At 48.7% G+C, this 12199-nt stretch carries 14 protein-coding genes; all 14 read right to left on the bottom strand.

Features of this window, described 5'->3' with window-relative positions; translation table 11 throughout:
• Positions 1–7: 7 nt before the first annotated feature.
• The 14 genes from E0496_RS22380 to E0496_RS22315 all read right to left on the bottom strand — a co-directional run bounded on the left by E0496_RS22380 (position 8) and on the right by E0496_RS22315 (position 12161).
• On the bottom strand, positions 8–322 hold the full coding sequence (locus E0496_RS22380; RefSeq protein WP_141504013.1) for an ArsR/SmtB family transcription factor: 315 nt from the start codon (positions 320–322) through the stop codon (positions 8–10).
• A gap of 8 nt (positions 323–330) precedes the next feature.
• Positions 331–1197, bottom strand: a complete 867-nt coding sequence (locus E0496_RS22375; RefSeq protein WP_141504012.1) for a 5'-3' exonuclease — start codon at positions 1195–1197, stop codon at positions 331–333.
• A gap of 564 nt (positions 1198–1761) precedes the next feature.
• Positions 1762–2970 carry an aminotransferase class I/II-fold pyridoxal phosphate-dependent enzyme gene (locus E0496_RS22370; protein WP_141504011.1) on the bottom strand — a complete coding sequence of 403 codons (1209 nt, stop codon included), beginning with the start codon at positions 2968–2970 and terminating at the stop codon, positions 1762–1764.
• A gap of 8 nt (positions 2971–2978) precedes the next feature.
• A complete protein-coding gene (locus tag E0496_RS22365; protein WP_141504010.1) occupies positions 2979–3359 on the bottom strand; it encodes an arsenate reductase family protein in 381 nt (126 codons plus the stop codon).
• 33 nt (positions 3360–3392) lie between these two features.
• Positions 3393–4349 (bottom strand): RluA family pseudouridine synthase, encoded by a 957-nt coding sequence (locus E0496_RS22360; protein WP_241674933.1) that lies wholly within the window; start codon positions 4347–4349, stop codon positions 3393–3395.
• Positions 4346–4918 carry a cob(I)yrinic acid a,c-diamide adenosyltransferase gene (locus E0496_RS22355; protein WP_141504009.1) on the bottom strand — a complete coding sequence of 191 codons (573 nt, stop codon included), beginning with the start codon at positions 4916–4918 and terminating at the stop codon, positions 4346–4348. The genes E0496_RS22360 and E0496_RS22355 overlap by 4 nt, the downstream gene beginning before the upstream one ends.
• A gap of 109 nt (positions 4919–5027) precedes the next feature.
• Positions 5028–6248, bottom strand: a complete 1221-nt coding sequence (locus E0496_RS22350) for an aminotransferase class I/II-fold pyridoxal phosphate-dependent enzyme (RefSeq protein WP_141504008.1) — start codon at positions 6246–6248, stop codon at positions 5028–5030.
• A gap of 15 nt (positions 6249–6263) precedes the next feature.
• Positions 6264–6755 carry an Lrp/AsnC family transcriptional regulator gene (locus tag E0496_RS22345; RefSeq protein WP_141504007.1) on the bottom strand — a complete coding sequence of 164 codons (492 nt, stop codon included), beginning with the start codon at positions 6753–6755 and terminating at the stop codon, positions 6264–6266.
• Positions 6756–6880: 125 nt separating this feature from the next.
• Positions 6881–7282: a spore coat protein gene (locus E0496_RS22340; RefSeq protein ID WP_141504006.1), complete on the bottom strand. Its 402-nt coding sequence runs from the start codon at positions 7280–7282 to the stop codon at positions 6881–6883.
• 33 nt (positions 7283–7315) lie between these two features.
• A complete protein-coding gene (locus tag E0496_RS22335) occupies positions 7316–7540 on the bottom strand; it encodes a hypothetical protein (protein WP_141504005.1) in 225 nt (74 codons plus the stop codon).
• 88 nt (positions 7541–7628) lie between these two features.
• Positions 7629–8801 (bottom strand): Ger(x)C family spore germination protein, encoded by a 1173-nt coding sequence (locus E0496_RS22330; RefSeq protein ID WP_206669839.1) that lies wholly within the window; start codon positions 8799–8801, stop codon positions 7629–7631.
• The gene (locus E0496_RS22325; RefSeq protein WP_141504003.1) at positions 8801–10255 is read right to left on the bottom strand and encodes a spore germination protein; all 1455 of its coding nucleotides are present in this window, start codon (positions 10253–10255) and stop codon (positions 8801–8803) included. The genes E0496_RS22330 and E0496_RS22325 overlap by 1 nt, the downstream gene beginning before the upstream one ends.
• Positions 10255–11379 carry a GerAB/ArcD/ProY family transporter gene (locus E0496_RS22320; RefSeq protein ID WP_141504002.1) on the bottom strand — a complete coding sequence of 375 codons (1125 nt, stop codon included), beginning with the start codon at positions 11377–11379 and terminating at the stop codon, positions 10255–10257. The genes E0496_RS22325 and E0496_RS22320 overlap by 1 nt, the downstream gene beginning before the upstream one ends.
• Before the next feature lie 113 nt (positions 11380–11492).
• Positions 11493–12161 carry a DUF2642 domain-containing protein gene (locus tag E0496_RS22315; protein ID WP_141504001.1) on the bottom strand — a complete coding sequence of 223 codons (669 nt, stop codon included), beginning with the start codon at positions 12159–12161 and terminating at the stop codon, positions 11493–11495.
• Positions 12162–12199 lie beyond the last annotated feature (38 nt).

The following is a 12199-nucleotide window of genomic DNA, read 5'->3' as shown; positions in this document are numbered from 1 at the left end:
TGGGCATCTACTTATCTTGAAGCTCACGCAAATACTCTTCCAACCGATCGAACCGCTCCTCCCACATCGCACGAAAGGAAGCCAACCAGTTATCCAGCTCTTGAAGCGGCTCAGAGCGCAGCTTGTAGATCCGCCGATTCGCTTCTGGCTGCACCTCAACGATGCCGGAATGGCTAAGCACACGTAAGTGCTTCGAGGTTTGCGGCTGATTCATGTCTAGGCTTACGGCAATTTCTCCTACGGTTAACGGGCCGTCACGAAGGAGCTCGACGATGCGCAGCCGATTCGGCTCTGCCAGAGCGCTAAAAAAACGTTCATTCATACCGACGGTTACCCAATAAGGGAGAGTAGGCTCTTAAATTCAAGCTCTTCGAATTTTCGCAGCACCGTATCGCGGTCATACGCCCAGCTGCAGCTATCAATCTCAGCCGTAACGGGAACATCGCAGCGGATGGTCGCTAGGTCACGGGACAAATGCAGCATTTCCAAATCCGCTTCAATCTTTGCGCGAATCGTTTTGGAGACGGTATCCAAATTAGCAAGCAGCACCTCAATCGAGCCATGTTCCTGAATAAGCTTATGTGCCGTTTTCTCGCCAATGCCCTTTACTCCAGGATAATTATCCGCCGTATCGCCCATCAGACCTTTGATATCGATGATTTGTACCGGGGTAAGCTGACGCTCTTCCATCAGCGATTCCGGTGTATACACCATGTAATTGCCAATCCCCTTCTTCATAATTGCCACAGAAACACGGTCATCCACCAACTGCAGCATATCATGATCGCCAGTTACAACAAAAACATGCAATTGATCCTTAAGCGCCGCAGCCAGCGTTCCGATACAGTCATCCGCCTCATAGCCGACAATACCGATATTCGGAACGTTAAAGCTGGCGACGACCTCTTTCACGAGATCAAACTGCGGAACCAAGTCCTCTGGCGCAGCCGGACGGTTTGATTTGTAGCCGTCATACTGCTCCGTACGAAAGGTCGTGCTGCCCATATCCCAACAGCAAGCCACATGTGTAGGATTAAACGTTTTTATCGCATCCATGAAATAACGGACAAAGCCATGCACTGCATTCACGGGTACTCCTGCGCTTGTTTTACGGACGCTGCCACCGAACGAGGTCGCAAAATAAGCGCGAAACAAAATGGCCATGCCATCTACCAGAAGCAAACGTTGTTCACTCATAAGTAAAGCCCCTCTCTCCTCTTTCAACTTAGTTTTCAACTTATATTTCAGCTATATCCATCGAACTAGAACTATATAATTTGGCCGTGCACGGTACTTCACTAAAAATTAATTATAAATTCAACCTATATGACTCCATTGAACTATAAAATCACGTTTAGTCTTTCGCTGCTCATATGCACCCGTCCGGCTAAATTAGATCTATTTTTTAGATCTATTTCTTGCCACGTGGCAATTTTTGATCAAATAGATCTACAATTTAGATCTATTACACAAAAAGCCAGCATTTCGCTGCTCATATGCACCCATCCGGCTAAATTAAATCTATTTTTTAGATCTAATTCTTGCCATGCGGCAATTTTTGATCAATTAGATCTACAATTTAGACCTATTTCTCAAAAAGCCAGCCTTCCACTGCCTATTATGAGCGCAACAACTACATTAGGTCCGTGTCTCACTAAATCATGTTAGGGGGGATTGATAAAGCTACGATTGCTTTCGAACTTTCCCCAGAGGTATATTCCCATTTCGTTTCCTCAACTCAAAACCAAATTTCAGCTACTTCTATCCTTGCCCGCGAATGAAGCTTCCAATCCGTTTCGCAGCTTCTAATAGCCGCTCTTCATTTTCTACGAGCGCAATTCGAACATAACCTTCGCCTTCCGTGCCAAAAGCTTCTCCCGGAACGACCACTACACCGGTCTGACGCAGCATTTCCTGGGAAATTCGCCGAGAATTCCAAGGCTCATCCTGTGACCACTGCATCGGTGGCAGCTTCGCCCAAATAAACATCGTCGCCTTCGGGGCAGCAATGGACCAGCCTTCGTCGCTTAGCGCTTGAAGAAAGACATCCCGCCGCTGCTCATAGAGCTTGCCTGCTTTAGGCATCTCCGGATTGGCGATGGCTTCCTCCAGCGCAACGATTCCGGCCTCCTGAACGGGATCAAACACACCATAGTCAATGTTAGCTTTCAGCTCCCGCAAGGCTGCAACCGCCTCCTTGTTTCCGGCCAAAAATCCAATCCTGCAGCCCGCCATGTTGAAGCTCTTCGATAAGGAATGAAATTCAACAGCCTGGTCAATCGCACCTGGTACCTCTAAAATACTTATCGGCTCACAGCCGTCAAAGCCCATTTCAGAATAGGCCAAATCATGTACCACCAACACCCCATGCTGACGCGCTTTTGCCAGCAACCGTTCAAAAAAGGCTGGGTCCGCTACAGCAGAGATCGGATTGTTAGGATAATTAAGCAAAATAAAGGTAGCGCGATCCCAATCCGTATCCGATATGGCTTCCAAATCAGGCATATAATCATTCTCTTCCCGCAGCGGCATAAGCACTGCTTCGACGCCAGCAAGCGCTAATGATGCGGTATAAATCGGATAACCGGGATTAGGCAGCAGCACCGTATCCCCGGGATCGCATAGCGCCATTGCCAAATGCGCCAGACCATCCTGCGAGCCTAGAAGTGTAACGATTTCGCTTGCCGGATCCAACTCCACATCAAAACGATGCTTCATCCATTTCGCTGCATGCTGCCGGAAAGGCAGCCCGCTTTTTGTTGCGGGATACGCATACATGTCTGCGCGTAAGGCCGCTTCGCTTAGCGCTTGCCTAACCGCTGGCGATGGAGGCTGGTCCGGACTTCCAATCCCAAGATCTATAATATCAAGACCGCTCTCTAGCGCGGACAGCTTCCATGCGGCAACCTCCGCAAAAATGGAAGAGCCCAGCTGCGAAAGCCGCTCTGATCTCCATTTCGGTTGCGTCATCTTCTTATTCACCCTTTTCCGTTCGCCCAAACTTGCTCGAATTGCTCTTCCTTATAACCAACGGTTACTTGCTCGCCATCGGTTACAATTGGCCGTTTAATCAGCATCCCGTTTGATGCCAGCAGCTTATATTTTTCATCCTCTGCCATGTCCGCCAGCTTGTCCTTCAGTCCAAGCTCCCTGTACACGTCGCCAGAGGTATTAAAAAACTTCTTCAGCTCAAGTCCGCTGTTCGCAACCAGCGTCTTTATCTCCTCCGCAGTTGGTGTTTCCTCCACGATATGGCGGGAAATAACCTCATTGCCTTTGTTTTGCAACGATTTGATTGCGGTTCTGCATGTTCCGCATTTGGGATATTGAATAATCGTTAATGGCTTGTCCTTCGTCATTCCCATGAAGCCTCCCCTGAGCTCATTTCTATTTTATTCCGACAACCTCTGCTCCAAGAGCGCAAGCTCTGGCGGTAAAGGTGCTATCCATTCCATCCATTGCTTCCGAATAGGGTGCTTAAAGCCCAGTACCTCGGCATGCAGCGCTTGCCGGCTCACCGCTGCTTCCCATTCTGCCATGCCGCCGTCCTCCGGGCCGTACATTTTGTCCCCGATTAATGGGCAGCCGATGTGCTTCATATGAACGCGAATTTGATGCGTACGTCCCGTTTCGAGCTTCAGCCGCACAGCCGCCGCCCGCCCACCGATGGTGGATTGAAAACCCGAAATCACCTCATAGTGCGTCACGGACGGATAACCCTCCGGTGTCACGATCCGTATATGTGGCTGATCAGGATTGCGGTCAATAGGCTCGTTGACGGTCCCCTGCGCTGGCACGGGCTTGCCATACACATAAGCCCTATACAGCTTCAAAAAACCGTTAGCCTGCATCTGCTCCGACAGCTGCTGATGTACGTAAGAGGTTTTGGCTATGGCAACTAACCCGGAGGTTTCCTCATCCAGCCGGTGAACGGGTCGGAATCGGACCCGTTCTCCCTTTTGCTGCCAATGATACACGACACCGTTAGCTAGCGTACCGGTATAATGGCCATGAGTCGGATGAACGATCATGCCTGCCGGTTTATTGACAATGAGGAGATCCTCGTCCTCAAATACAATTTCAAAGGGAATAGGCTGAGGCAAAATGTCTTCTGAAATTTCTCGCTCCATACGCAGCTCTATTCGGTCGCCCATGGCTACAGGAGCCGTCGTATAGGCCCGCACTCCATTCACCGTCAGCCCATGCTCCGTCAGCTTCACCTGTGACAGCAGCTTCCGGGATATGCCGAGCTGCCGCTCCAGTACAGTTCGAACCGTCTTCCCGTCCTCCGCTTCGCTTACCGTAGCCACTAACGGCCGATAATAGTCCCGCTCTAGATGGTCCATCATTTCTTCGGCTTCCGAAATACTTCTGCGCTTCGGACATATTCCGTGTCCGGCACGCCAAGCTTGGCGTTAGCTGCCCTCGCAGCGGCAAAGAAAAAGTCAGAAAGACGATTCAAGTAGGTTTGAACCTCGGCGTTAATTGGATGCTCTGCAGCAAGCGTTACCACACGCCGTTCCGCGCGGCGGCATACCGTTCTGCATACATGCAGCAAGGCAGACGCAGAGCTTCCTCCGGGCAAAATAAATCTCGTGATTTCCGGCGCCTCTGCTGTATATTGATCAATCCAGCCCTCTAAACGTGCAGCCGGCTGCCCGTCAATTTTGAGCGGCGCGCCTTCTACCGCGTAAGCAAGGTCCGATCCGCAATCGAACAATTCCTGCTGTATATCGATCAGCCACCCTGACATTTCAACAAGCTCCTCGTGCTTGGCAGCCTCCGCCGCTGCCTGCCCAACGAAACAATTCAGCTCGTCGATCGTGCCATAGGCCTCCACTCGGGCGTCATCCTTGCGAACGCGCCCGCCAATGAGGGATGTTTGGCCGCTGTCTCCGGTTCTTGTATATATTTTCATCGATTCCAGCCTCCTTTAGGGTTTTGGGTTAAATACCCTATACTCATGCAAACAGCAGGCCGGATGCGCTCCTGACCTGCTGTTTCGTCCTGCCCTCAAACATCGCTTGCTAGCCTTGCTGCTTCAATCGGTGAACGAAGCCGCCGATCCGGTCCAGCGCCTCCGTAAGATTCGTAACTGAGGTCGCATAGGAGCAGCGAAGATGGCCCTCGCCTCCAAGGCCGAAGACATCTCCAGGAACAGCCGCGACATTCGCTTCTTCCAGAAGCCTTTGGGCAAACTGCTCGCTCGTCAGCCCCGTGGATACAATGGACGGGAAGGCATAGAAAGCCCCCTGCGGCTCATGGCAATCCAGTCCAATTTCCCGAAATCCCTTGACGACCAAACGGCGCCTTTGGTTATAGGCCTCCACCATCCGGTCCTTTTCTTCCAAACCGTGCTGCAGCGCTTCAAGAGCAGCATATTGCGCCATGATCGGAGCACACATGACCGTATATTGATGGATCTTTAGCATAGCAGCGATCAGCTCGGGATGCCCGCAAGCGTAACCCATCCGCCAGCCGGTCATCGCAAACGCTTTGGAGAAGCCGCTGACAAGAATCGTGCGGTCCTTCATGCCGGGCATCGCCGCGAAGCTTACATGCTTAGAGCCATAGGTAAGCTCGGCATAGATTTCATCAGAAATAACGATCAGATCGTTTTCTTCCACAATCTTCGCAATCGGCAACCAGTCCTCATAAGTCATCGTACCGCCAGTCGGGTTGCTTGGATAACATAAAATAAGTACTTTGGAATTTGGCGTAATGACCGCTTGAAGCGACTCTGGCTTCAGCTTAAATTCATCCTTCGCAAAGGTTTCGATGCCAACTGGTACTCCGCCGGTAAGCGCCGTTATCGGAGAATAGGAGATGTAACATGGTTCCGGAATTAAAATTTCGTCGCCAGGCGAGATAAATGAGCGGAGCGCAAGATCGATCGCTTCGCTGCCGCCTACCGTTACCAAAATCTCATCCGCCGGATTGTATTCCACAGCGAATTGGTCATTCAAATATTGCCCGATGGCCCCCCGAAGCTCAGGCATGCCAGCGTTGGATGTATACTGGGTTTTTCCCGTTTCCAGTGCATATACTGCCGCTTCCCTTACATGCCACGGCGTTACAAAATCGGGCTCGCCAACGCCAAGCGTAATGACATCCTTGCGCGTGCTGACCAAATCAAAAAACCGACGGATTCCCGACGGTTTAATGCCCCGGACAAGCGGGGACAAATAATCAGCCATCGATTGACGCTGCACAGGTGTGGAGGGTTGTTTTTCTTCGTCTTTAATCATTGCCATCACCCTTTTTTACGGCGAAACCATCAACCGATGATCACCTTCATGCTCCTCGAAGATAATGCCGTCTTGTTTGTATTTTTTCAAAATAAAAAACGTTTTTGTCGATAATACCGCATCGATCGGTGATAATTTATTCGATACGAACGAGGCAACCTCTTTCAGGTTTTTACCTTCGACCTCAACAAGTAGATCGTAGGCGCCAGACATCAGGTATACCGATTTTACTTCTGGATATAAATAAATGCGCTCGGCGATTCCTTCGAATCCGCGACCGCGTTCTGGTGTGATTTGAACTTCAATCAGTGCCGTTACCTTCTGGTCGTCAATCTTGCTCCAGTTCACGACAGTAGCATACTTTACAATAATATGATCGTTCTCAAGCGCAGCAATCGCTTGCTTTACTTCCTCTGTTGGCACGGCAAGCATGGTTGCAATCAGTTCTGCATCCCTACGCGCGTCTTCCTTCAGCAGTTCTAATACTTTCAACTGTAATTCGGTCATGGTATAACTCCTTCCAGTACGACTGCGATTATAAAGAATAGTTTACAACTTTTTTGATTGACGCGCAATGAAAGCCTAGCTATCACAACCCTTTGTAAAAAAGCAAAAGACCCCGAAAGGGGCCTTTAGTTGTAATAGTTTTGAGATCCTTGCTGCTGACCGGACTGCTGCTGCATATTCGGCGTATACATCGTTTGATTTTGCTGCTGACCGAGGGTTTGCTGTAAAAACTGAGCGGTCTTTTGCTTGATTTGCTGATATTGCTTCATTTGTTTATCTAGTTCCTGGCGCAGTACTGGCGATGAGGTATTGTACATGTTCGCTTGCTGCATCGCTTGGAACAGTTGGCCTTGCATTGTCAACGTGCTGTCCATCAGCTTGGTAAACAATTGGCGGATATCCGGACATGTAGACTCCGTCGCCGCTGTTGCATATTCCCGAACGACTCGCTTTAAATCGCTTAGAATCGTACTAACCAAGTCTTCTTCAGTCAAAATTGACTGCTTCTGCTGTTGTTGTTGATACATAGCGAAAACCTCCTAAACGTTATTGAAATGCTTTTATTGTTGCGGCTGCGTTGGTGCCATTTGCTGATGATGTGAAATGGCATGCATAAGAGAGTCAAAGTGCTGTTGATGGGTTTGCAGCATTTGCGAGCAAAGGTTGCGCAAGGCAGGTGTCGTGCCCGTAGCAACTACGGCCGCGCACTGCTTCATTAATAAATCCTCGTTGGACATTGAGTCTGCAATGTACTCCAGCTCTTTGCCAGTCATTGGCTGAATCATAGGGACATCCTCCTTTATAGTTGAATCCTAAGCACATGTTGTACCATTTTTTTCGTGCCCAACGTATTATGACCTGATTTTCCTTTATTTATGTGTCTGTATTTAAATCAAAATTACCAGAATGGATCAGTTGAAAATGAACTTCTGTTTTCAGCTGTTCAGCCTGCGGAAGCCAGATTTTTCCTTTGCATGCTTCTTTCCAATACTTAAGATGGTAACGGTACAATTGATGCTCCAGCAAGAACAAATCCATCTTTTTAGCCAGCCCTTTGCGGTAAGTATCCTCAATTTGTTCCTTCACCTGCGACTCTACAGATGTAACAACTTCATCTGCATTCATCCTTCCGGCCATCTCCGAAATGTCGCCGGCCATCTTAAGATGCAGTGTGAATACCGGTTTCCCATTCACGAAGCTTGTTTGCAACCGAGGACGTGAGGCTACGATCCCTATCGTCGATTTCCCCGCGGGACCTTCCGCTTTGATTAAGAAATGCTTGAACTCGGGATTTACCCAGCGCAGTCCGGCTGCGTCCGCCTCCGTTAAGTAGCCCGCATACCGAAGCTCATGAAATACAAATATGCCATCTATAAACTGAATTTGAAGCGGCTGCTTCTTTCTGGTCCAGTAGCTTTCATTAGCGTTCAATGAAGGGAGAGTTGTCACCATCGCCGGCTCCTTCAACGTCTGCATCACCAGCTGCAGTTCATAAGGACGTATGAAGCTGCGCTGGCTGTCAAGCGGGCTTGGCATATACATAATACTATTTAATGGTGATTGGTCAAAAAAAGTATCTGTGGTAAAAATCTTTTCGATAGGCGCCCTCGTTCCGTAGAGCAAGGAAGTATACCGTGAGGCACGCTGGCGGTTGATTCCATCCATAATGTCATTCATCCTACTCATCGCTCTCTCTTGAACAAGCACGGTTTTCAAATGCTCCAGGCTAAGCAGCGTATGGCCAGCCTGCGTCAAATCATTCAGCGCCAGCAAGATAGAATCCCCCTTCCCTCTTCCATTCCACACCGGATTAGGATCAGGCTGCAGAGATTCGGTCTTGGCAATGAGCGCGAATTTGATCATTTGTGCGTATACCTCGTAGTGATCCTCCTTATAGTCAATGCCAAGTGCCGAGATGTAGCTAACATCCTGTAAATTCACCTCATCCCAGCAGCCCTGCAGCAGCAAGGAAGCAATAACTAAACCTGCAAACGCCAGGCGCTTCCTCGCACGGCGGTAGGCTCCATAACGGCAAGCTGTCCGCATCATTTATTCCTCCTGCCATCTTTAAGCTTCCATGGCATTTGCATTAGCGCGGGCATTAGCTGCTTGAAGCGCAGCGGAGCCAAAGGCTCCAAATACGAGCGCCCAAAGGATTCCAACGTACAGAGGTAGATCAGCACGGCAAAGCTTCCGACAAAAAAACCGAATATGCCTAGCACCGAAGAAGCAATCAGAATCAAATAACGAATCAAACTTACCGAACCGCTTAGAGACTGATTAACGAGCGTAAAGGTAGACACCGCCGTCACGGCAGCCATAACCAGCATCGTCGGTGAGGTCATCCCTGCGCGGATGGCAGCATCCCCGACAATCAAGCCGCCTACAACGGAAACGGTCTGTCCCACCGCTCTTGGTAGTCTGACGCCTGCTTCTCGAAATAGCTCAAACATCGTGAGCATGAGAAACATTTCCATCGTAGCTGACAGCGGCAAGCCAATTCTTGAAATTGTAATCGTTGCGAGCAAAGAAAATGGAATTTGATCGGTATTGAACGACGATAGCGAGATCCAGAATCCGGGCAGACAGATCGACACAATAAGTCCAATCAACCTGAGCACCCTCTCGAGCGACACATAATAGTAGGGCAGGTGCGCATCCTCCGGCGATTTTATTAAGAGCAATAAAGTTCCGGGGGCTATAATGGCAGATGGAGATCCATCCAGCAGAATAGCCACTTTTCCTTGCATCAGTGACTGAACGACATAATCCGGCCGCCCTACATATTCGACAAGTGGAAACAACGATAATCGTCGATCTGCTAAAAGCTCCTCCAGTTGCCCGGCGCCGTTCAGCGAAGGGATGTCAATCTGATCCAGCCTTCTCCTTGCTTCTGCGACAAGCTCACTCGGCGCTTTGCCCTCCATATAAACAAGAGCGATTTCTGTCAGGGACTCGCTGCCGATTCTGCTGTATTCCACATGCATGTCAGGCGTTCTAAGCCGCTTTCGTACAAGCGCAACATTCGTTGCCAACTGCTCGACGAAACCATCTCGGGGACCGCGGATCGACACCTCCATCGTCGATTCTTCCGGATTCCTCCCAGGCTGATCAGCGATATCGTATTCAAATAAGCCTTCCAGAATATCGAATGACAAAATAACACTGCCGGCAAATAGGCGAGAGTATAGATTGCTGCCGTTGGGTCCGCTATGTACCCTGCTGAATAGCATGCTCGGCTTATGTATATCTCCCGCTTCCACACCCTTAAACGAGCGCAGCAGACTTGCCCAATTTTCAAGCTGCGGCAACAAGCCAAGCTGCAACTGCTGATTGTCGATCAATCCTTCGCAATAAAACATAATCACCTGAACAGGTCCGTCCACATCAAGCTTGAACTTGTATTCGATGACGTCATGGCAATCTTTCAAGCTGCGGCTGAATTGCTCCAGAGATATGCCTTCCTCTCCCTGCCGCACGTCCCTCGCCTTGTGTTCCATTATTGCTCTGCCTCCTCAGAACCTATGATTGCCTGCTTCCCGTGCACGTCTTTCTGTTTCCAGAATAGTGAAAGGATCCACAAGACACTGACAAGCACCATAACGAACATACCGGTATACCAAAAAAACAGATGCATGGCTTGCCTGATTTCAAGCATGTGATTGATGCCATAAGTAGATACGGCCAAAATCACGCCACCTAATACAACAGGTGAGATCCATCTTCTTCTCAAACGCCTCATAGGTCCGAACTCGGACAAAATGTGAATCGAAATGGAGAGCCGGATAAGGGCACCGGACATCCACTGGAAAATAGCAAAAAAATCAACATGCTCAAAGTATTTTCCAATCGAAACAAGTCTCCACTGCGAAAATGCGGGATAACGCATCTTTGCTGCTTCGACTGGTCCAAATTCGGAAATAGCTCCCATCACCGGTCCGAGAGTCAGCAGTGACAAAAACAAAACGAGCACGATAAAATGCCATCGTTTGAACTTTCCTCTGATATGGTGCTGGATAAACATAAAGCCAAACAGCTCACTGGACGAGGTCAGCGTAAAAAAAACACCCTCCATGATCGTTCCCATGCCATTCTCAAACATCGGCAGCAAGAAATGATAATCCTTGTGCGGCATATTGGCCGACATCACAAAATCGCCGAGCAAAACGACCAGCGGCAGCAGGATACAGCTCGCATAGGCGATTGCCCGAAGGCCAGAAATGGATGCGAATAAACATAAACCCAAAAACACCGCACAAACGACAAAGGATGGCGTTTTGGGCAAATAAGTCGTCGCCGTCCACGAAGCGGTCATAATCAGCGTTTCAAAAGCCAGCATTAATTGTATGAGCAAAAATATACCGATCACCAGACCTGCTGCCAAACGGGGCAGTCCCTGCTTAAGCCATTGGTCGATCGGCAAGCCATTCATGCGCTTTAATAGGCCATAGAGCGGAACGATAGCCCATAGAAGCACAAAAACAATTCCAGCAGGCACACAAACCCATGCGTCGCGTTTTGCAGCATCAAGCAGCAAAGGTACCACAAGAACATGATTCACTAGCCCCACGGACAATATCATCATGAACATAGATGGCAATATACCAAATAGCTTCACTTTCATTTACCAATCACTTCCTTGAAAATTAATATTTCCAAGTCTATTCATCTAAATGCATGTTGAAACAGAAAAAACTGTGCTCACGCCTATAATGGCTGTAAGCACAGTCTTGAAAACTAGGGGAGATGCACCGTCTTCACATGGTCAAAATGTAAAAAAACGGCGTTTCCGCTTGCGTTCGCAAGCTCGATCATGCTTTGGTCGACGCTTTTTAAGACACCGATTTTGTTTGAATTCTCGCCAAGGTCAAGCACGACAAACTCACCGGTTAATTTGCGCAGCTGTTGATCGAAGGTTCTAGCTAGTGTAAGCGGGGAGAGCTTAAGGGGAAATTGCTCTGGCGTCAACGTATACGGCGTGACATTAGGATTGTAAGGAATTAAATACTTCATATGATGGAGCGATACGATTACCGTATGGTAGACAGGGGAATAGAAAACAAAGAAATCATTCATTACTGTTGTGAGATAACCATGAATGGATTGGTTGCCTGTAATATAAATTTCCGAGAACATGCCTTTAGCGTTCATTAATATTTTCCGGTAAGAGATCGGCTCGTTGTAGGGCTCAAAAGGCATTTCTGGCACTTCTATTTCTTCTTCCACTTCTTGCGATGACACACGCAGCTGCTGTAGATGAATAAGCGGTATATACAAAAATTGCGTTCCGTTATGCAGCACTAGAATATCTTGACCGAATTCAATCAATTTTCCGCGAATAGGTGCCACTTTTCCTGAAATCTCCAATTCAACCTGCCGGTCCAGCAGCGGATGACGGTTTTTCATGCGATCAACCTCCTTTCATCCGGTAAATAGTAGAATCA

This window comes from Paenibacillus luteus, from assembly GCF_006542765.1.
GTDB classification, from domain to species: Bacteria; Bacillota; Bacilli; order Paenibacillales; family Paenibacillaceae; genus Pristimantibacillus; species Pristimantibacillus luteus.
This window is presented reverse-complemented; position numbering and strand designations above follow the sequence as displayed.

Bases quoted from the DNA above. Each gene is read 5' to 3' on its own strand.
- E0496_RS22355 (WP_141504009.1), bottom strand. From the start codon at position 4,918: ATGAAAATATATACAAGAACCGGAGACAGCGGCCAAACATCCCTCATT.
- E0496_RS22350 (WP_141504008.1), bottom strand. From the start codon at position 6,248: ATGATTAAAGACGAAGAAAAACAACCCTCCACACCTGTGCAGCGTCAA.
- E0496_RS22325 (WP_141504003.1), bottom strand. From the start codon at position 10,255: ATGGAACACAAGGCGAGGGACGTGCGGCAGGGAGAGGAAGGCATATCT.
- E0496_RS22360 (WP_241674933.1), bottom strand. From the start codon at position 4,349: ATGATGGACCATCTAGAGCGGGACTATTATCGGCCGTTAGTGGCTACG.
- E0496_RS22365 (WP_141504010.1), bottom strand. From the start codon at position 3,359: ATGACGAAGGACAAGCCATTAACGATTATTCAATATCCCAAATGCGGA.
- E0496_RS22320 (WP_141504002.1), bottom strand. From the start codon at position 11,379: ATGAAAGTGAAGCTATTTGGTATATTGCCATCTATGTTCATGATGATA.
- E0496_RS22335 (WP_141504005.1), bottom strand. From the start codon at position 7,540: ATGATTCAGCCAATGACTGGCAAAGAGCTGGAGTACATTGCAGACTCA.
- E0496_RS22370 (WP_141504011.1), bottom strand. From the start codon at position 2,970: ATGACGCAACCGAAATGGAGATCAGAGCGGCTTTCGCAGCTGGGCTCT.
- E0496_RS22340 (WP_141504006.1), bottom strand. From the start codon at position 7,282: ATGTATCAACAACAACAGCAGAAGCAGTCAATTTTGACTGAAGAAGAC.
- E0496_RS22375 (WP_141504012.1), bottom strand. From the start codon at position 1,197: ATGAGTGAACAACGTTTGCTTCTGGTAGATGGCATGGCCATTTTGTTT.
- E0496_RS22315 (WP_141504001.1), bottom strand. From the start codon at position 12,161: ATGAAAAACCGTCATCCGCTGCTGGACCGGCAGGTTGAATTGGAGATT.
- E0496_RS22345 (WP_141504007.1), bottom strand. From the start codon at position 6,755: ATGACCGAATTACAGTTGAAAGTATTAGAACTGCTGAAGGAAGACGCG.
- E0496_RS22330 (WP_206669839.1), bottom strand. From the start codon at position 8,801: ATGCGGACAGCTTGCCGTTATGGAGCCTACCGCCGTGCGAGGAAGCGC.
- E0496_RS22380 (WP_141504013.1), bottom strand. From the start codon at position 322: ATGAATGAACGTTTTTTTAGCGCTCTGGCAGAGCCGAATCGGCTGCGC.